Source organism: Acinetobacter sp. CFCC 10889, from assembly GCF_003268395.1.
In the GTDB taxonomy this organism is placed as follows: domain Bacteria; phylum Pseudomonadota; class Gammaproteobacteria; order Pseudomonadales; family Moraxellaceae; genus Acinetobacter.
In genome coordinates, this window is record NZ_LQXQ01000023.1 from 26,561 (window position 1) to 45,592 (window position 19,032).

The 19,032-nt window shown below is 36.9% G+C and carries 16 protein-coding genes and 2 pseudogenes; 9 read left to right on the top strand and 9 right to left on the bottom strand.

The window, feature by feature from the left end:
- Positions 1 to 138: 138 nt before the first annotated feature.
- Together AVJ19_RS10475 and AVJ19_RS10480 are read right to left on the bottom strand one after the other, a co-directional pair.
- Positions 139 to 861, bottom strand: coding sequence for a glutamine amidotransferase (locus AVJ19_RS10475; protein WP_111859659.1), 723 nt, complete (start codon positions 859 to 861; stop codon positions 139 to 141).
- 66 nt (positions 862 to 927) lie between these two features.
- Complete coding sequence (locus tag AVJ19_RS10480) at positions 928 to 1,497, bottom strand: TetR/AcrR family transcriptional regulator (protein WP_111859660.1); 570 nt, start codon at positions 1,495 to 1,497, stop codon at positions 928 to 930.
- A gap of 181 nt (positions 1,498 to 1,678) precedes the next feature.
- On the opposite strand from AVJ19_RS10480, the gene AVJ19_RS10485 reads away from it, so the two are divergent.
- Both AVJ19_RS10485 and AVJ19_RS10490 read left to right on the top strand, forming a co-directional pair.
- Complete coding sequence (locus AVJ19_RS10485; RefSeq protein ID WP_068976150.1) at positions 1,679 to 2,422, top strand: SDR family oxidoreductase; 744 nt, start codon at positions 1,679 to 1,681, stop codon at positions 2,420 to 2,422.
- Positions 2,423 to 2,827: 405 nt separating this feature from the next.
- Positions 2,828 to 3,424 (top strand): 2-hydroxychromene-2-carboxylate isomerase, encoded by a 597-nt coding sequence (locus AVJ19_RS10490; RefSeq protein ID WP_111859661.1) that lies wholly within the window; start codon positions 2,828 to 2,830, stop codon positions 3,422 to 3,424.
- Positions 3,425 to 3,564: 140 nt separating this feature from the next.
- Here the strand turns inward: AVJ19_RS10490 and AVJ19_RS10495 are convergent, their stop codons facing one another.
- Entirely contained in the window at positions 3,565 to 4,482 is a 918-nt protein-coding gene (locus AVJ19_RS10495; protein ID WP_111859662.1) for an AEC family transporter, read from the bottom strand.
- A 132-nt stretch (positions 4,483 to 4,614) separates the two neighbouring features.
- Here AVJ19_RS10495 and AVJ19_RS10500 point away from each other — a divergent pair, with 132 nt between their 5' ends.
- A complete protein-coding gene (locus AVJ19_RS10500; RefSeq protein ID WP_162626586.1) occupies positions 4,615 to 5,487 on the top strand; it encodes a LysR family transcriptional regulator in 873 nt (290 codons plus the stop codon).
- Between the two features lie 3 nt (positions 5,488 to 5,490).
- The gene (locus AVJ19_RS10505) at positions 5,491 to 5,829 is read left to right on the top strand and encodes a hypothetical protein (RefSeq protein WP_111859664.1); all 339 of its coding nucleotides are present in this window, start codon (positions 5,491 to 5,493) and stop codon (positions 5,827 to 5,829) included.
- On the opposite strand, the gene AVJ19_RS10510 is transcribed toward AVJ19_RS10505, so the two are convergent.
- Together AVJ19_RS10510 and AVJ19_RS10515 are read right to left on the bottom strand one after the other, a co-directional pair.
- Entirely contained in the window at positions 5,790 to 6,233 is a 444-nt protein-coding gene (locus tag AVJ19_RS10510) for a hypothetical protein (RefSeq protein WP_111859665.1), read from the bottom strand. The genes AVJ19_RS10505 and AVJ19_RS10510 overlap by 40 nt on opposite strands.
- 108 nt (positions 6,234 to 6,341) lie before the next feature.
- Positions 6,342 to 7,852 (bottom strand): annotated as a pseudogene (locus AVJ19_RS10515) (aldehyde dehydrogenase family protein).
- Between the two features lie 330 nt (positions 7,853 to 8,182).
- Here AVJ19_RS10515 and AVJ19_RS10520 point away from each other — a divergent pair.
- Positions 8,183 to 9,364: a transcriptional regulator gene (locus AVJ19_RS10520; protein WP_416240580.1), complete on the top strand. Its 1,182-nt coding sequence runs from the start codon at positions 8,183 to 8,185 to the stop codon at positions 9,362 to 9,364.
- A 101-nt stretch (positions 9,365 to 9,465) separates the two neighbouring features.
- Here the strand turns inward: AVJ19_RS10520 and AVJ19_RS10525 are convergent, their stop codons facing one another.
- Together AVJ19_RS10525 and mdh are read right to left on the bottom strand one after the other, a co-directional pair.
- Complete coding sequence (locus AVJ19_RS10525; protein WP_111859667.1) at positions 9,466 to 10,428, bottom strand: alpha/beta hydrolase; 963 nt, start codon at positions 10,426 to 10,428, stop codon at positions 9,466 to 9,468.
- Positions 10,429 to 10,621: 193 nt separating this feature from the next.
- Positions 10,622 to 11,794, bottom strand: coding sequence for an iron-dependent methanol dehydrogenase (gene mdh, locus AVJ19_RS10530; protein WP_111859668.1), 1,173 nt, complete (start codon positions 11,792 to 11,794; stop codon positions 10,622 to 10,624).
- A gap of 278 nt (positions 11,795 to 12,072) precedes the next feature.
- Here mdh and AVJ19_RS10535 point away from each other — a divergent pair, with 278 nt between their 5' ends.
- The 4 genes and pseudogenes from AVJ19_RS10535 to AVJ19_RS10550 all read left to right on the top strand — a co-directional run bounded on the left by AVJ19_RS10535 (position 12,073) and on the right by AVJ19_RS10550 (position 17,192).
- Positions 12,073 to 14,106, top strand: a complete 2,034-nt coding sequence (locus AVJ19_RS10535; protein ID WP_111859669.1) for a hypothetical protein — start codon at positions 12,073 to 12,075, stop codon at positions 14,104 to 14,106.
- A 61-nt stretch (positions 14,107 to 14,167) separates the two neighbouring features.
- Positions 14,168 to 15,882: pseudogene (locus AVJ19_RS10540) on the top strand (AAA family ATPase).
- An 87-nt stretch (positions 15,883 to 15,969) separates the two neighbouring features.
- Positions 15,970 to 16,338: a 5-carboxymethyl-2-hydroxymuconate Delta-isomerase gene (locus AVJ19_RS10545; RefSeq protein WP_111859670.1), complete on the top strand. Its 369-nt coding sequence runs from the start codon at positions 15,970 to 15,972 to the stop codon at positions 16,336 to 16,338.
- Positions 16,339 to 16,463: 125 nt separating this feature from the next.
- Complete coding sequence (locus AVJ19_RS10550; RefSeq protein WP_162626583.1) at positions 16,464 to 17,192, top strand: hypothetical protein; 729 nt, start codon at positions 16,464 to 16,466, stop codon at positions 17,190 to 17,192.
- Positions 17,193 to 17,269: 77 nt separating this feature from the next.
- On the opposite strand, the gene AVJ19_RS10555 is transcribed toward AVJ19_RS10550, so the two are convergent.
- Positions 17,270 to 18,349, bottom strand: a complete 1,080-nt coding sequence (locus AVJ19_RS10555; protein WP_111859672.1) for a porin — start codon at positions 18,347 to 18,349, stop codon at positions 17,270 to 17,272.
- Positions 18,350 to 18,614: 265 nt separating this feature from the next.
- Positions 18,615 to 19,028, bottom strand: coding sequence for an HIT family protein (locus tag AVJ19_RS10560; protein ID WP_111859673.1), 414 nt, complete (start codon positions 19,026 to 19,028; stop codon positions 18,615 to 18,617).
- Between the last annotated feature and the right edge of the window lie 4 nt (positions 19,029 to 19,032).

The following is a 19,032-nucleotide window of genomic DNA, read 5'->3' on the forward strand; positions in this document are numbered from 1 at the left end:
TTAAAAAAGTATACTGGCTATATTTTACTCATTGTTTCAATGTTATCAAATACTGAAAATACAGAGCATTCAATTTATATATTTTCACTTTTATCAACAGATTTAGCTAGTATACAGTTTAGAATACCACCTCATGATTTACTTGCTTGCTTCTAGTTGTTTCAAATATTGTTGAAAAATTTGCTGTGCTTTGATTTCTAATAATGGTGCAAATATCTGATTATGAGTACGTAAATGTGGAATATCAAAACCTACTTTGCGTAATTCACACGTATGACCAATGAGCCATTTTTCCATACAGTCAGCAGCAACCTCAACATGGAATTGCAGCGCTAAAATATTTTGTCCGATTCTAAAAGCTTGATTCGGGTAGATTTCTGAACTCGCCAATAATTCAGCATGTTCAGGCAAATCAAAAGTATCACCATGCCAATGCAAAACTTCAGTATTTTCCAAAGGCAATAACGGATTATTTGGAATATTTTGAATCTTTAATTTAGACCAACCAATTTCTTTCTGGTGTCCTGCATAGACTTTCGCCTCCAAAGCATGGGCAATCAATTGTGCACCCAAACAAATCCCAATCGTGGGTAAGTTTTTTGCTAAACGCTGTTTTAAATAGGCAATTTCATCATTTAAGAATGGATAGTCTGTCGTTTCATAGACCCCAATCGGACCACCTAAAATAATCACTAAGCCCTCAAATTCAAAAGCTTTTTTTAAATCATCAACACCTGCCTCAAAGTAGCGAACCCGATAATCGTGTTCATAAAAGGTATCTTCAAGAACACCCAAATCTTCAAAAGCTAAATGTTGAATTGCATAGATCGTTTTAGGCAAAGCGGATGTTGGAGCAGTCATGATTTATACGGTTTTATAAGGAATATAGGATATTTATAGCAGTTTATAGTGAGCTTAAATATAAAATTATGATGCCTTTTGCAACATGGCTTTAATACACTGTTTGCTTGATTCTAAAATCAGCAATTTGATCGATTCATCCGTCATGCTACGTGCCATCAGTATTGCTCCGACCAATTGGCACATGACTGCCCATGCTTTTTCTTCACTGCCCAAATGTTTCATAAAAAGGTACTGACCACGGAGCAGTTCAGCTTGATACACTTGTTTTATGTCAATCTCAGAACGAGCAACTTCACTGGCTAAAGTCGGCAATACACAGCCATGATCAGGGCGATCTACATGAGAAATTGACAGGTAGCGATTGAGTTCAAAGTCCATCCACGCTTCGGCATTGTCTTGATGTGGATTGTCTTGCCACATTTGAATACTGTGTTGTAATTCATTTTCAATCAAAGCTTTGAATAAATCAGATTTAGATGAAAAGTGAGAATAAAAAGCACCGCTGGTCACACCGGCAGCTTTCATAAAACTGTCTACACCTGTGGCACTAAAGCCATTTTTTTTGGCAATTTGACCACTGATGTCCAATAACTCTTGACGTTTCTCAGCTTTATAGCCTGATTTATAACGCATTGTGCTATCTCACATATTCAACGGAATAAATATAATTATTGTCATGAGCTTAAATCATTTGATTATAAATTAAGCTTGACGATGTTGGGGAATTATAACATAGTAATCGTTATGATAACGATCGTTATTTTATTGGTGGGTAATTTAACGACCGCATTGTTCGTTTAAAGTGAGCACAATAATGAATGAATTAAAACAGCAGGGAAATAAAGTGGCACTCGTGATTGGTGCGGGAGATGCCACAGGTGGTGCAATTGCAAAACGTTTTGCACAAGGTGGATATATTAGCTGTATGACACGCCGTAATGCGGATAAGTTACAGCCTTTGATTCAAGAAATAGAGGGCTTCGGCGGTGTCGCTTATGGTTTTGCATCCGATGCACGAAAGGAAGAAGAGGTTATTCAACTGATTGAAGAGATTGAAGCGAATATTGGTGAAATTGATGTTTTAGTTTTTAATATCGGTGCGAATGTACCGTGCAGTATTTTAGAAGAAACAGCACGTAAATATTTCAAGATTTGGGAAATGGCATGTTTTGCGGCATTCCTTGTTGGACGTGAAGTGGCTAAACGAATGGTGACGCGTCAACGAGGTACAATCATTTTTACAGGTGCAACTGCAGGTATGCGTGGTTCTGCTTATTTTGCGGCATTTGCAGGTGCAAAACATGCGCTTCGTGCTTTGGCGCAAAGTATGGCACGTGAGCTTGGTCCTCAAAATATTCATGTGGCGCATGTGGTGGTGGATGGCGCGATTGATACTGATTTTATTAAAAATACGTTTCCGCATTTATATGAGAAGAAAGATCAGGATGGTATTTTAAATCCTGAGCATATTGCGGAAAATTATTGGCATATTGCACAACAACCTCGTGATGCATGGACGCATGAATTGGATTTACGTCCTTGGATTGAAAAGTGGTGATACTGTTTGATGATTAATTGAATGATAAAATTTAAATTTCGTAAGCATCTGAAGTTATAAACTAAAATTATTTAACGTTTTAGACGGAGTCTTATATCAAAAGTTTTAATTTCAGGATTAGCCTGCGGCTCGCCCTACTTTTTTTTCGGAAAATGAGAAGCGAAGCTTCGCAGGAAAACCACCTTGCGGAGCGTTGCTCCTCACCGCAAAACTCGTCAGCTACTAAATATTGATTAATTGCGTCGCAAAAACAGTATGTATCAGATGTAGTCCTGCCTCGAACAGTTGCGGATGACGTTATCGCGTATCAATATTCATCAAGATTAATAAGTTTTTTATATTACGATGTAATAGCAGATAGTAATTTAAGGAAATTGATTCGATTTAAATGATAAGGAAAGCAAAATGAAACAAGTGGAATTCTATTTTGATTTTGGTAGTCCATATAGTTATGTGGGTTTTTACCGTATTCAGCAGATTGCGACGCAACATCAAGCAGAAATTATTTGGAAACCGATGTTATTGGGCGGTGTTTTTAAAGCAACAGGGAATAGCAGTCCGATGGCGGTTCCTGCGAAAGCACGGTATTCGATGATTGATTTGGGCAGATGGTCAAAACTTTGGAATATTCCTGTGCAAATGAATCCGTATTTCCCGATTAATACCTTGAACCTGATGCGTTTGATTACAGCCGTGCAACTGTATCAGCCTGAAAATTTTCAAAAAGTGTTGCAGGGTTTATTTGATGCAATGTTTGGGCAGCCTAAAAATTTAAATGATATGAGCGAATTGGTTGTATTGGCTCAATCATTGGAACTTGATATTGATTTGGTACAGGCTTGGCTTGCTGATGATCAAGTTAAAAATCAGCTTAAACAAGTGACTGAAGAAGCGATTGAACGAGGTGTTTTCGGTGCGCCAACTTGGTTTGTGGGGGATGAAATGTTTTGGGGTGTTGATCATTTACATTTTGTTGAGCATGCATTGCAAGCAGTGGAATAGTATTTAAAAACCCTCATCCTAGCCTTCTCCCAAAGGGAGAAGGAACTTCCGATATTCTTTTGGATATGCTTTGAATCTAAAATTTTCGATAACAATATTAATTTATCATGTGTATGAATGAGTAAGCTGTGGAATCAGTTTTAAAAATAATAACTTTGAAGCAAAGCCAACATGATCGCCAAAGTCACTACAGATAATATGGTTTGTAAGCTGATCACAGCTGCCATTAACTGATAATCACCATTGAGCAGTTTAGTTAAGATATAAGCAGCGGAAGCTGTTGGAATCGAAAAGAAAATCATGATCGCGATGACTGCTGCGTAATTCAGATCAAAAAATTGCAATACGATAAATGTCACGATTGGAATGATACACAATCTTGCCAAGCTAATGATGAATGCTGTTTTGAAATAAGCTTGCATGCCTTTGAATTGAATTGCTGTACCCACACACAGTAAGCCTAACATTAGACTGCTACTTGAAAATGCCTGTAATAAACTTTGGAAACCCGTCCAAATCGGAATCTGTAATAAGTTAAATGCAATGCCTAGAATACAGGAATTGATCAAAGGGTTTTTGATCAATGAAATCGCAATGTTTTTAATATTTAACTGATTTTTCGGTGTCAGTGAAAGAATGGACACCACATTTACAAAAGGAATGGCGATTGCCAAAATATTGACCAAAATGCTTTTAATTTCAGGATTGGGCAGTGTGGTTGCAATTGAAAGCCCAATATAGGTATTAAAACGAATCAGACTTTGGATATACACTCCGAAATGTGCATCAGGGCTTTTATTCAGCTTGGCAAAACCATAGGTACTGACAATGATGATCGCCATCATTGCAAAGATCACCATCAAAATGCTGTCGAGGTGTCCCATGTGCATATTGGCACTCGCCAACGAACTGAACAGCAATGAGGGAAACAGTACATAATAATTCAGCTTCTCAGCACCATTCCAAAATTTTTCATCCAAAGTACGTGATTGGAATAGGTAGAATCCCAAGGCAATCAGTGCAATCGGTGAAAATAGAATATTGATCATTTGTAACATGTGCGGTGCCTGATCCTTACTGAATTGGGCTGAAACAATTCATTTGTGACAATTGATAGCTGAATTTGAATATAGGATATTCCTAATAATACTTCATGGTAAAATGAGTTTTTACTCATGAGTAGTGTGTGCATGACTTTTACCCAATTAAGTATTTTTGCGCTTTTGGCAGAGCAGAAAAGTTTTACAGTCGTGGCACATCATTTGCAAATTTCACAATCTGCGATTTCTCATGCAATTAAAAGTTTGGAACAAGATTGGGCAGTGACCTTATTCCATCGTGATCATAACGAAGTGGAACTCACTGAAGCGGGCACTCGTCTGTTGTTATATGTGCAGGAAATTCTTAATATTTCCAATCAATTAAAACAAGAAATTTCGGATATTCGTGGTTTTCATTCAGGTACATTGCGTATAGGTTCTTTTGGTGCATCTTCATCCAATGTGCTGATTCCACTGATTTTAGAAAAATTTAGCATTGAATATCCCAATATTGAAGTATTTATCAAAGAGGGTACAGACAAAGATATTGCACAATGGATTCAGGAGCGCAGTATTGATGTGGGTTTTGTGGTGTTGCCTGATGAGCGCTTTGATACCTTTTCGGTGATGAATGATATTTTTGTGGCTTTGATTCCTAAATCATATCCATTATCGAAAAAGAGTGCTGTGAGTTTAGCTGAGCTTGTTGAGCATCCATTTTTAATGACTTCGGCAGGGAGTCAAAGTCATGTTACTGAAATGTTTAGAAAAGCTAATCTAAGCCCTAAAATTAAGTGTCATTTTTCGCAGATTTTAACCATTATTAATATGGTGAATAACCATGCAGGGGTTTCGATTGTCGCGGATATGGCATTGAATCAGGAATTGATGACTTTATTTCCCAATGTGCAGAAATTGCCATTATCACCGAATATTAAGCGGTCAATCGGTTTGGCAGTAAAGAATAAAAAGCAGATCAGCCCGATTGTGAAGGCGTTTATAGAGATTGCGCAGAAGGTTTAGAAGATGAATTTAATTGATTTACAAAAACAAATATGTGAAAAATATCAATCTGTCTATAGAGCGATCAACGATTCTGAAATGGTTGCGATAGCGTTACAGACACTTGGTCAGCAACCGATTTATGCCACTCGTATCATTCCTGAACAGGATGAAAATATCACATGGTTTATTCATTGTGGTGAATATTCTGATGCTGATAATTTTCAACCTATACATGCATCACACTTAGATCAATTATTGCCCCAAGTTTTGCCCTATCTTGCACTTGATCATGGTTTCAATTTTATTATTGATGATGACGGTTATGAAGATATTTGGTCTGAATTAACAGACACAGGATAAATATTTAGGATGTAATTTTGTTCCGTATCCCTTGAAGCAATGTACTTGATTTTTTCGATTACAATATGAGAAGTTTGCGTTAGGTCGCAACTGTTTAAATTCATCAGCAAGCGCATGATACGTATAGAGGTTTCATCTTGTGAAATCGGTGCTTGGGTCGCTTGAGCAATCATCGCAGGTAAGACATAAATAAAGCCAGAATTGATGAGTTTTATTTTAATCATGATACGTTCTACATTTTGTTCCGCATCTAAAAATAATGTGGTCTTACAATGACCTCGTGAAAAACTAAAACAATGATCTTGAATTTTAAGCCTTTTAATTGGGGCAAAACGATCATTGATTAACAGAATGTTCATGTTGTGTTGGAATTGTTCTAAATTAAAATTTAAATGTTGGGTCATGATGCGATTTGAATCAATTTATGTATAATTTGTCCATTTTATAGCAGTAAAAAACAAATAAAGCGAACCGAAGTTCGCTTTAATTCACACTCAATTTAGAGCTAAAACTTAGAAGAAGCCCATTGCTTTGGTTGAGTAGCTTACAAGTAAGTTTTTAGTTTGTTGATAATGATCAAGCATCATTTTGTGGTTTTCACGACCGATACCAGACTTCTTATAACCACCAAATGCTGCATGTGCAGGGTAGATGTGGTAACAGTTCGTCCAAACGCGACCCGCTTGAATCGCACGACCTGCGCGGTAAGCCGTGTGGGTAGAACGTGACCATACACCCGCACCTAGACCATAAATCGTATCATTGGCAATTTTGATTGCTTCATCATAGTCTTTGAAGGTTGCAACAGATAAAACTGGTCCAAAAATTTCTTCTTGGAAAATTTTCATGCTGTTATTGCCTTTGAAAATGGTCGGTTCGATATAGAAACCTTCACCCACTTCGTGACGATCGCCACCGCCGGTAAGCACTTGCGCACCTTCCGCACGACCTGTCGCGATACAACCCAAGATTTTATCTTGTTGCTCTTGAGATGCTTGTGCACCGATCATGGTATCTGTATCTAGTGGGTGACCCGTTTTAATACGTTTTACACGCTCAACCGCCATTTCCAGGAATTTGTCAGCAATACTTTCCTGAACCAAGGCAGTGATGGGCAAGTACAAATTTCACCTTGGTTTAATGCAAACATTGCAAAACCTTCAAGCGCTTTGTCCAGGAATTCATCATCTTTGTCCATAATATCTTCAAAGAAGATGTTTGGAGATTTACCGCCAAGTTCCAACGTTACAGGAATGATGTTTTCAGTCGCATATTGCATGATTTGCTGACCAACCGCAGTTGAACCAGTAAATGCGATTTTCGCAATACGTGGATTGGTAGCAAGTGGGCGACCTACTTCGATACCAAAACCATTGACTACGTTAAGTACGCCAGCAGGTAACAAGTCTTGAATCAATTCAACGAGAACTAAAATACTTGCAGGTGTTTGTTCAGCAGGTTTCAAGACAATACAGTTACCCGCAGCCAAAGCTGGTGCAAGTTTCCATGTTGCCATCAAAATTGGGAAGTTCCAAGGAATGATTTGACCCACTACACCCAAAGGCTCATGGAAATGGTAAGCAATGGTATCTTCATCAATCTCAGAAATACCGCCTTCTTGTGCACGGATACAGCCAGCAAAGTAACGGAAATGATCAATCGCAAGCGGAATATCTGCTGCAAGCGTTTCACGGACAGGTTTACCATTGTCCCAAGTCTCAGCAACTGCAAGAAGTTCAAGATTTTCTTCTAGGCGATCTGCAATTTTTAATAAAATATTTGAACGAGTGGTCGGAGAAGAACTGTTCCAACTTGCTTTGGCTGCATGCGCCGCATCAAGTGCAAGTTCAATGTCCTCAACAGAAGAACGTGGTACTTTGGTAAATACGTTGCCATCAACTGGAGAGATATTGTCAAAATATTCACCTTTTATAGGTGCAACCCATTTGCCGCCAATAAAGTTTTCATATTGAGCTTTAAATTGGATTTTTGAGCCTTCAGTATTTGGATCTGCATAGCGCATAAGAATTTCCCTTTACTTATTTTTAACGTTGCATGGATGACGAATTTTTTCGTCGGTTTATTGGATGATTTGAGCTTATGAAATTAAAGGTTGGAAAAAGGTTGGAGTTAAAAAATTAATATTTGGCGTATGCTTTAAATTTTAGCAGTGTTTTCTTTTGAGGGTGGGTGCTGAGAAAATTAGATACATTTTAAATTTACTTACTCTTTGGTATTAAATGTCTTGACCATTACAGCATATTTTGCAAACAATGTGGTTAAGGTTCAACAAAATTAAAATCGCACGTTGCACGTAAGTAAATAATTACATGGATGTAAAAGGGTGTTGAATATGCAAAGTTTAATGCAAAAGCGTCAACAAATTGAAAAATTTAGACAAAGTAGTAGTTTATCTTTGCACCAAGCCGATCAGTTAGGGCAAAGTATTGCGAGTTCTTGGCAGCGTTCAAAACAGGCAGAAATTCCTGTTGATCGTGAAGCTGCACCTTTACAAATTCAAAATCAAAAAAATGAAAAAGCAAAAAGTAGTTTAGATGTTGCACTTGCAGAATGTGGTGAAGAGCTAAAGCATATTGCAGAGCAGTCTTCTATGGTTATTGCCGTGGGTGATATAGGCAGTACGATTGTATGGTCAGCAGCGAGTGGCAAAATGCGTAACGCTGCGGAAAGAGTTCACTTTGTTGAGGGTGGGCAGTGGCGAGAAGATTTAGTTGGCACCAATGCTTTGGCATTGTCATTAAAAACACAGCAGTCAAGTTGTGTATTTTCCAATGAACATTATATGAGTTCTATTCATGATTGGGTGTGTTATGCCGCACCTGTAATAGATCCCTATTCCAAAAATGTTTTGGGGGTGATTGATCTATCTACGACATGGAGTAATCACAATAGTTTAGGGTTGTTGGCAGCAGAACGTTGTGCCTCTATTTTGCAGTCAGCCTTGTTAAATTATCAGCAACAACATTTATTTATTCGTGCTTTTGCTGTGCCACAAGTATTATTTAATGGCAAAATTGTGGTGTTGACACCACGCCAGATCGAAATTTTAACGATTTTGGCACTCTGTCCACAAGGGCTAAATCTTGAAGGTTTACATCAGGCTTTATACGGCGAACGTAAAGTGAGTATGGGGACGTTAAAAGCAGAAATGTCACAGCTACGTGAAATTTTAGGGGGGATGTTAGGTTCTCGTCCTTATCGCTTGTTGGCGCAAGTTGAGGCAGATTTTTTACAAGCTGAAAATGCCTTGGATGCAGGTTATACTGAGTCTGCACTAAAGTTATGTCGAGGAGTGTTTTTGGCGAAAACGGAAAGTCCTTTTCTCTGTGCATGGCGTGATTGTTTAGAGTCTCGTTTGAGTGAAGCGATTTTTAAAGCCAATGAATCAGATGTTTTATTGAAACACTTAGCGCATTTTCCTGAAGCGATTGATGCGGTAGAGCGTTTAATTGAACTGACACCATCGGGTCATCCAGCACATCAGATGTTATTAAAATATCGAGAAGAGCATTAAAAAATGATTTAATTTTTAGATAATTTTAAAATAATACAAAATAAAGAAGCTGTTTTCACAGCTTCTAAAAATCTCATAAAATCATTTAAAAAATTAAAGTATCAGATTTTTTGTGTTAACCATTGAAATAAACTTTCATAAACTTGGATCCGAACAGGTGATGCTGACAACACTAAATCATGTAATCCATTTTTAATTGGAATGACACTGACATCACCTTGTAATTTATTTGCATACTTTTCAATATCTTTAACGTCTAAAATAATGTCACTGGTCTTAGCAGCTCGGTTCATTTTTTTAGGATTTTTGGTTTGATGTGAACACATGATCAAGGCTGGTACATTGATTTTTGCACCTGCATGGATTTCTTTCTGTGCTTCAAAAATGGCATGTACAAAACTTAAATATACTTTTGCATATTTGGTCGGTTTCCATGTCAGATTAAAATCCCATTCTCCCGACAAATCTTTATGTAGGCTTGGTACATAGTTTTTATTTAAATCGCTTGGAAATTTAATATTTGGGAATTTTTGCCCAAGTTTGCTTAAACGAGGCAGTGCGAGTTTTTTCTTTAAAATATTCATATTAAAGTCATAAAATGGACTATTGCACCATAGCGCTTTGATTGTAGGGTGATCAAGGTTGTGCGCTGCAAAAAGTGTGGCAATCAGTCCGCCTGTCGAATGTCCTGCTAACACGATGCTGTCATGTTGCTCAGATGCAATAATATCAAGGGCTTGGTGGATTTCAGCATCGTATTCATTGAGGTTTTTTACATAATAATATTTCTGGTGTGGGCGATATGAGCGACCATATTTTCTTAGGTCAACTGCATAAAAATCATAGCCATGTTGATTAAACTGCTCAGCCATTTCTTTTTGAAAAAAATAATCAATAAAGCCATGAATATATAACACTGCTTTGTTGGTCGGTTGTGTGGCTTTTTTTCGGATCAGTGTGGCAACCACTTTACCTTGATCATCATCAGGAAAATCCAAAGTCATTTGTTCAAAGCCTGCACCAAGAATGTCAGGCAGATAATTTAAATTTTGTGGGTTTGACATTTTTACTGATATCCAATTTGTGCACTATGAATGATCATAAAATGTTTTTGCTAGATGGTGAAGTTTTTGTGAGTGAAATGTGATTAATTTTTGATTTTATTATTGTTATTGAAAAAATCATAATAAAAAAAGGGAATATCGGTCAAGATATTCCCAAAAAGTAGTTCGGAAAATAAAGCGAAAAAGGAGAGAGTTACATTGCCGCCTCAAAAATAGCAATCACTTGTGCATCAGTTGCTTTACGTGGATTGGTTAACATACACGCATCTTTTTGCGCATTTGAAGTCATCACCGCATGATCTTCAGCTTTTACGCCAAGTTCTGCTAAACCAGATGGAATACCGATTGATGCAGATAACTCACGAATTGCGGTAATCGCAGCATTAGCAGCTTCAGTTTGTGTTAAACCATGTGTATCTACACCCATGAGTTGTGCGATTTTCACATAACGATCTGGACAAGAAATTAGGTTAAATTCACATACATGTGGTAATAAGATCGCATTACACACGCCGTGTGGAAGGTTGTAGAAACCACCGAGTTGATGTGCCATTGCGTGAACATAACCAAGAGATGCATTGTTAAATGCCATACCCGCAAGGTATTGTGCATACGCCATTGCATCACGTGCTTCTAAGTTCTCACCGTTAGCCACAGCAGGACGTAACCATTCACTGATCATGGTAATCGCTTTTTCAGCACATGCATCTGTGATTGGATTTGCAGCAGTAGACACATATGCTTCAACCGCATGTGTTAATGCATCCATACCTGTTGCAGCAGTCAATGCCGCAGGTTTTGCGATCATGAGCTTAGGATCATCAATAGCAACCAGTGGAGTACAACGCCAGTCTACAATCGCCATTTTTACATGTGTATCTGTATTGGTAATGATACAGAAACGTGTCATTTCAGATGCTGTGCCTGCAGTCGTGTTGATTGCAACAAGCGGTGTCATAGGAACTTTACTTTGATCGATCCCTTCATAATCACGGATATGACCACCACCTGCAGTAACTAAGCCGATCCCTTTTGCGCAGTCATGTGATGAACCGCCACCAAGAGATACGATGAAATCACAGCCATTGTCGTTATATTCTTTCACACCGTTATGAACGTTGATATCTGTTGGGTTTGGTTCTGCGCCTGGAAAAACGTGGCTGTCTACGCCAGCATCTTTTAGGTAACCAACGATGATATCTGCAACGCCAAATTTAAATAAACCTGCATCTGTTACGATCAGTGCTTTTTTAGCACCTAAGTTCTGTGCTTTAGCACCCACTTCTTTGGCACAACCTGGTCCAAATAATGAAACACAAGGGATATAAAAGCCGTTTGTTTGATCTGCAATATTTTTAAAAGCCATGGTGCGATTCCTTCTACCATATTTGTTATTAATCATCCAACAGGTGATGATCACCTTGAGAATGAGTATTGCCTGAGCGATTTAATTTTTATACCTACTAAACACCTACCAAATAAAAATAAATAAAATGAATAAGTTATTTGAAGTGTGGATTTTAATAAAAATTTTAAATAAGAAAAATTCATAAAAAATAAAGCGAAAAAGAACACAAATCTTCAAAGTAGAGCGCTTATAATGGACTGGTATTGGGGAATATTTGACATGAGAAACACATCCATATGTTGCCACTTGATGATCAACAACACATAAATCCACATCAGTGGACAGCACAACAATTATTGAATATTGCGCCAACATTGCGACACATTTTCCAGCAGCAATGGGTGTATTTACAGCATATTGATGCACAAAATATGTTGCGAATGGATGTGGGAAATAAACAACTTTTGATTGCAAATGGATTATTGATTATTGATTTTAATCATGAAAATGAAATATTGCAGTTGCGAGTACATGATATAGATTTACCAATAGAAAAAATTTCAAAAGTTATTTTACAAGACATCGCCTTTCTGACAGGCAACCGTTCACCACAACATCCAACCACGATCAAAACCAATGTTCAAGTGCTACGTCAAGCCTTGATGGAACAAGTATTTGAATGGGTCGATGCTGAAAATCATATTGAACAATTTATCTATAATATTTCAGTACATGATGCAGTACAGATTGATGCGTTATTGGTGCAGCAACATTACTATGATCAGCCACATTTAACTGCTTTTGCTGAACATGGAACACAAATTCCCTTAGATGTAGAGTTAAATATTAAACATTTATGTTTGGCGAATTCGGTGAAAGGGGAACAATTTATTGCTGTTAATGAACTGATTCCAATCTATGAGGAATTGTGTTTTTCAGCACAAAAATTTTTGCCTGAAGAAATTTATCATTTAGTGCAATGTTTCTATCCTGAACAATTTAACTTGATCAATCTGCTTGAACATCAACAAGATTTCCAATTATTAAGACAACATGCGCTTGAAAAACCAAATGTCATCGCTTATGCAAAATTGATGCATCGAGGCTATTGGCAATATCAAAATTTACTTGATAAAGCACACTTTTTAGATGCTAAAAGCTCATATTGGGATGATTCACAACTGGCACGACTTCCTGTTTTTTACCAAGCCAAAGCAGTAAATTGGTTATTTAAACAAAAACTTGAGTTAAATTTATGGTTGAGTCAATCCATTCAAAATCCAAATTTGCGAGTCGCTGTAACGGCGTTGAGTTTTGTCGATAGTAGTCATGTGCATCCACAAGTCATTGTATTAACACTGCAATATTTTCAAAATGTTGCAGCTCGTTTATTTTTAGCAGAATGCCGACACTTATCGCTTGAGCAGCAATGGTTTTTAAACCCTGAAAATAAAAAATATCGTTTAAATGAAAGTCGTGAACATTTAGATCAAAAAAATGCCATTAGTGCTTCGATGTTATATGTCGAAGAATGGCTTGAGCTGGTACATATATTATCGAAAAACAATGCGAAATTACTCAAACAATGTTATGTAAAACTGAGCAGAGTAATGCAAGCATATATGTTGTTTTTACAGAAAATTGTGCAAAATTTACCGACTGAGCTATGGAATTTTATTGATCCTAAAACGCATCAACAACACGACTTTTTTAAAGCTTTACAACAGTCGAAAATGGAAGTCTCTGCGTTTAGGCAGCTTTTTAAATATCAAGTGACTCATCCGCAGCGTTCGATCAGTATTTTTAATGCTTATGTGGCGGATTATTTATTGGATCACTTTTCACAACAACGTGATGTAAATAAAAATATGACTTGGCAAGCATTATTTCAGCAAGCACATGAATGGCATCAAAAACTTGAGTTTGACAATACTTTAAATTATTTGAAACATCGTATTGAAACAGAAAGTTGGCAGCGAATTTCACCTGAGCCGATCATGTATTTTGAAGGTTGGTGCTTTGAAGAATTACATGAATTAGAACGTGTAATTCAAGAGTCTGTGGACTATAAACACTGTTTGGCACATTCATATACTGAGCGTATGTTGGCACAGGAATATGTGGCATTTCATATTTATCCAGAGCATCACCCTACACAATGCTTGACATTGGGCTGTGTGTATAAAGATGATCAATTACATTTTGATCAACTAGAATATCCAAGTAATCGTGCCGCAGATGATGCTTGTCTTAGCAAAGTCTCTGCTTTTATTGCTGAATTTAATTTGATGCTGCGTAAACGGCGGGTCGATGCACGGATTTTGGCATAAAAACTTAACTTTTTTGTCAAAAATCGTTAGGCTATAGCGGTCTGATAAGGTCTAGGTTGTTATGAAACAAGAAACTGCGCTGAAACTCATGAAAACAGGTGAAAATGTCTTTTTGACAGGTTCAGCAGGTGCAGGAAAAACATATACCTTAAATCAGTATATAAATTACTTGAAAGTTCGCAAAGTTCCTGTGGCGATTACGGCATCTACAGGCATCGCAGCAACGCACATGAATGGTATGACCATTCATACTTGGGCAGGCATTGGCATTAAAGATGTCCTTTCAGATGAAGATCTGAAACGCATGAAAGAACGTAAATATTTAAAAGAGCATTTGGAAAATGCCCAAGTATTGATTATTGATGAAATTTCGATGCTACATGCCAAACAACTGAATTTGGTCAATCAAGTTTAAAATATTTTAAAGAGTCTGATGAGGCTTTTGGTGGGATTCAAGTCATTGCTGCGGGGGATTTTTTTCAGTTACCACCTGTAGGAAAAAATGATGAAAAAAACCGTGATAAGTTTTGTTTTATGTCAAATGCATGGGTTGAAGCCAAATTTCGAGTGTGCTATTTGACCGAACAACATCGTCAAGATGATTCGGCATTGAATGATGTTTTAAATGCAATTCGAGCGCAAAGTATTCAACCACAACATTTGCAAGCCCTACATAACACCCGTAATCAAGACATTGGTGATACCTATACACGTCTATATACTCATAATATGGACGTGGACAATATTAATTATAAGCATTTAAATGAAATTTCAGGTAAAGAACATCAGTTTGTTGCAGTGACTGATGGCAATGAAAAATTGATTGAAACCCTTAAGTCTTCAGTTCGTGCGCCCGATGAATTAACCCTAAAAAAACATGCCAAAGTGATGTTTGTAAAAAACAACTTTGATATGGGTTATATCAATGGCAGTTTGGGTGAAGTGGTTGGTTTTGAAGAAGATGATGAATTGGGTTTATTGCCTAAAGTAAAGCTGACGGATGGCACGACTTTGTTGGTCGAACCTGAAACATGGTCAGTGGATAATGATGCAGGTAAAACCATTGCCAGTTTACAGCAAGTTCCATTACGTTTGGCATGGGCAATTACCATTCATAAATCACAAGGTATGACGCTAGAAGCAGCTGAAATTAATCTGTCACATACCTTTGAAAAAGGTCAAGGTTATGTGGCACTGTCACGTTTAAAATCAATCAATGGCTTGCGTTTACTTGGTTTTAACGAACAAGCTTTAGAGTTAGACAGTCTAGCCATCAAGGCAGATCGCCGTTTCCAAGAACTGTCAACTGAGGCAGAACAACACTTTGCTGAAGAAGATTTGACTGTTCAGCACAATGCCTTTATTCGCCATTGTGGTGGTACATTGAATGCGTCTGAAATTCAACGCAATGAGAAAAAGTTAGCAAAAACTGGGGGTAAAACCAATTATGCCACAGCAACTTTGGATGAAACCCGTGAGTTGTTTGAAAATGGTTATGAAATTCAGGATATTGCCAATGAACGAGGCTTGACACCTGCGACTATTATCAATCATTTGGCAAAATTACACCGTGAACAAGGTTTAGACATTTCGGTGGCGAGCCCAGATGAAAATGTGCTTGAGCAAGTACGTAAAATTTATAAAAAATTGCAAAAACGTCAAGATCCAAGCCATTTTAGTGAAGAGGGTACAATCAAGTTACGTCCAATTGTCGAGTTAACCAGTCCGAAAATGGGCTATGACCAAGTACGTTTAGCACTGTTATTTATCGAATAATGTAAATTTTAATATTGAAAAAGATATTGAATTTTACATTAAATTATTTTAATTTATTGGGCAAAATGCCAAAAAAGGAAGCGTGTCGTGCCACAAATGGTTGTTGAGTATTCAGACAATATCACAGAACTGAATCATCAAGATTTGATGTTAAATTTAAATCATGCTTTGTTTGATACGGGTTTGATTGACCATCCTTTTAATATCAAAACACGTATCCGTGCCAATCAGGATTTTTTGATTGGTTTTGGTGATAATCAACAAGCGTATATTCATGTACGTTTAGGCATTATGACAGGGCGTACTTTAGAACAACGTCAATTGATTTCTGAGCAATTATTGACATGTTTAAAAAATTTTGACAAATATCAAGCATCAGGTTTAGAAATACAATTGTGTGTCGAAATCGCTGAAATGCCCAAAGAAGTGTATGGAAAGGTCAGTGTTTTGAAATAACATTTATATCACATCAAAGAGGTTTAATGTTTAAATCTCTTTGTATAAAAATTCACAATGTATTTTAAAATTTAAGGATCGTCTTATAAAATAGCAGTTACAAATCGAATATTAAAAAGAAATGAATGATGATTATATTTGGAAAGCCCTTTGGGACATGGAATTTTACACAGGAAATAGACTCGATAGAAGATGATTCTACTAAAGATTCATTAATGAATGACTTATGTACCTTACTCATAATCTTGGAAGAATACGGAATTTTTTTTCCAAAAAAAATAAAATTAAAAGATGATGTTCAAGTTGTTGATAGTTCTTCATTTGAATATGATATTCAAGATTATATAATCTTAGATAAAGATGATTATAAAGATACAGATTATTGGTTTGATTTATTTCATCAATTTAATCATGTAGAAAAAAAAATTCCTTATACAATTGATATTAATGGCTTAACGCTGTTGTTAGAAAATGGCAATAAAGTTTTTTCAGAGGATGGTTTTTGTATTACTATTTATTTTGAAAATAATAAAATAGAATTTATTTTGTCAACTTATGCAACCGATTGGTTAGCTTATCGTGCGGATCTACGTGGTGGTATTAACCCTGATTATGAAGTGAATGCCATACGTTTGGAGCAAGCTTTAATAGCAATCACAAAAACATTCGCTCATTATGAAGTTGAACAAATTGTAACTGAGATAGAGGCTTATGATCCAAATAGACTATTTAGATTGGTAAATCAAAGATATGCCGAGTTTGAAGGTGTTGAAGAAATTGTACTTTATGACCCTTCAGGACGCATGATGGGAAGTTATAATCCTGTGACAGGTGAAGTTGAAAATTTAATGTAATCATATTTTATGATTAATGAATTAGAAAAGGAACATGATTGCTCATATTCCTTTCTTATTTTGTCGCTTAGGATATATTAGAAATTATATTCCATACCTACGCCAACGACAGTTTTCTTATCTTCAGCTTTCCAATCTTGTTTCTGTTGTGCAAGTACACCATAGAAACGTGTTTGTTTATTGAAGTTATAATCCACACCAACACCATATTGGTCAATCGTGCGATCCGTCATGCCATCAGCAGTCGTTTCAGCCGATTGATATTGTGCTTTTAAAGTTACTGGTGTTTCTGGGATGGTATAACCCGCAGTAATTGCCCATGCTTTTTCTTCAGCAGATGCAGCTTCAGGTTTAAGTTTTGCAGCAGCTAATGCCGCAGCAGAAGGTGAGTCAGAAAGTTCAGCATGTTGCCATAAAGCACCAAAAACTAAACCTTTCGCACCTAAAGCACCTAAGTCTAACGAGCCTGTTACACGATAAGCGTCAGACTCAACATCTTTTAAGCTCAGTGCAGCATAATCACCTGGTACAGCGAAGTTACCTGCAATCGCAGCAGCTAAACCGATGTCTTTATTTTCATAAGAAATAGAAGTCGAAACACCACTGAAGCTGTCATTTTCTTTGGTTGTATATTCAGTAGAGTTATGTTCACCTACTTGTGCCATGAGGTTGAACTGTAAACCTGGAATGATCAGATTTTTATCAGTTTCAAAACCAACGACATTTTTTAGACGCTCTTCGCCGTGCATTGTTTTGGTAATATCTAGATTTGTATCATCATTGAAGATGTCTTGATATTTTCCTGCTGAAGTTTTGAAATAAGAATCGTAATTACCCGCTTTTACTGTACCAATGTCTTTAAATTTAAGACCTAAGAAACGGTTACGTGCGCTCCAGTCTGTATCTGAACCTGAACCATCAGTAGAAACAGCCCATTCAGCTTGATATACCGCTGCAATATTATCTGTTAACGCTTCTTCGCCTTTAACCCCAATACGAGAAGAGTTTGAATTTAATTGAGTTTCATCGTTGTCTGCAAAATCATAATTTTGAACTTGGTTTAACGAAACATTGAGCTTACCATACAATGTTGGCGCTGCTTGCGCTGCGCTTAAGCCGAATGATGCAACTGCGGCAGCGAGTAGCACTTTTTTCATTGAGATTTCTCCAAATCTGTCCTAGTAGGGCATAAACCTATAAATTTTTTATATAGCGTCAGTAAGAAACAAATCTTTACGTGACTCACTAACTTGGATGCAGTATCTGAAAACTTTGTTACAAATGGGTGAAGAGCAGATGACATTTTGATGACGAAATGTTTGCTAGAAGAAAAAAATGTTTGAAATAATAGATATTTTTCTTTAAAGAATAAAAAAAATGAGGCTAAATAGCCTCATTTCTTATTGATTTAAGTATTTTATTTTAAAGCGCAGCTTTGATTTGTTCTGCAAATGCTTTAATTTTTTCTTGATCACCCATTTGTGCAGCATGCTTACCAAGTTCATGTATTGAGCTTGGAATGAGGTGAAAATGCACATGTGGTACAGTTTGACCTGCGGCTTCACCTGAAAGTTGCATGAGTACAATGCCTTGAACATTGAGTGCTTTTTTCATGGCATTGGCAACTTTTTGTACCACTTGGATGGTATATGCGGCTGCATCTGGTGGAAGATCAAGTAATGTCACGGCTGGAGTTTTTGGAATGACTAAAGTATGACCATCGGCTTGTGGCATGATATCCATGAATGCCAACACTTGTTCATCTTCATAGATTTTTATTGCAGGAAGTTCACCACGTAAAATTCGTGCAAAAATATTTTGATCATCGTAAGCCATTTTA

What these genes read in the sequence shown, in the direction of transcription:
- AVJ19_RS10475 (WP_111859659.1), bottom strand. Translation starts at nt 861, where the DNA reads ATGACTGCTCCAACATCCGCTTTGCCTAAAACGATCTATGCAATTCAA.
- AVJ19_RS10480 (WP_111859660.1), bottom strand. Translation starts at nt 1,497, where the DNA reads ATGCGTTATAAATCAGGCTATAAAGCTGAGAAACGTCAAGAGTTATTG.
- AVJ19_RS10485 (WP_068976150.1), top strand. Translation starts at nt 1,679, where the DNA reads ATGAATGAATTAAAACAGCAGGGAAATAAAGTGGCACTCGTGATTGGT.
- AVJ19_RS10490 (WP_111859661.1), top strand. Translation starts at nt 2,828, where the DNA reads ATGAAACAAGTGGAATTCTATTTTGATTTTGGTAGTCCATATAGTTAT.
- AVJ19_RS10495 (WP_111859662.1), bottom strand. Translation starts at nt 4,482, where the DNA reads ATGTTACAAATGATCAATATTCTATTTTCACCGATTGCACTGATTGCC.
- AVJ19_RS10500 (WP_162626586.1), top strand. Translation starts at nt 4,615, where the DNA reads ATGACTTTTACCCAATTAAGTATTTTTGCGCTTTTGGCAGAGCAGAAA.
- AVJ19_RS10505 (WP_111859664.1), top strand. Translation starts at nt 5,491, where the DNA reads ATGAATTTAATTGATTTACAAAAACAAATATGTGAAAAATATCAATCT.
- AVJ19_RS10510 (WP_111859665.1), bottom strand. Translation starts at nt 6,233, where the DNA reads ATGACCCAACATTTAAATTTTAATTTAGAACAATTCCAACACAACATG.
- AVJ19_RS10520 (WP_416240580.1), top strand. Translation starts at nt 8,183, where the DNA reads ATGCAAAGTTTAATGCAAAAGCGTCAACAAATTGAAAAATTTAGACAA.
- AVJ19_RS10525 (WP_111859667.1), bottom strand. Translation starts at nt 10,428, where the DNA reads ATGTCAAACCCACAAAATTTAAATTATCTGCCTGACATTCTTGGTGCA.
- mdh (WP_111859668.1), bottom strand. Translation starts at nt 11,794, where the DNA reads ATGGCTTTTAAAAATATTGCAGATCAAACAAACGGCTTTTATATCCCT.
- AVJ19_RS10535 (WP_111859669.1), top strand. Translation starts at nt 12,073, where the DNA reads ATGTTGCCACTTGATGATCAACAACACATAAATCCACATCAGTGGACA.
- AVJ19_RS10550 (WP_162626583.1), top strand. Translation starts at nt 16,464, where the DNA reads ATGATGATTATATTTGGAAAGCCCTTTGGGACATGGAATTTTACACAG.
- AVJ19_RS10555 (WP_111859672.1), bottom strand. Translation starts at nt 18,349, where the DNA reads ATGAAAAAAGTGCTACTCGCTGCCGCAGTTGCATCATTCGGCTTAAGC.
- AVJ19_RS10560 (WP_111859673.1), bottom strand. Translation starts at nt 19,028, where the DNA reads ATGGCTTACGATGATCAAAATATTTTTGCACGAATTTTACGTGGTGAA.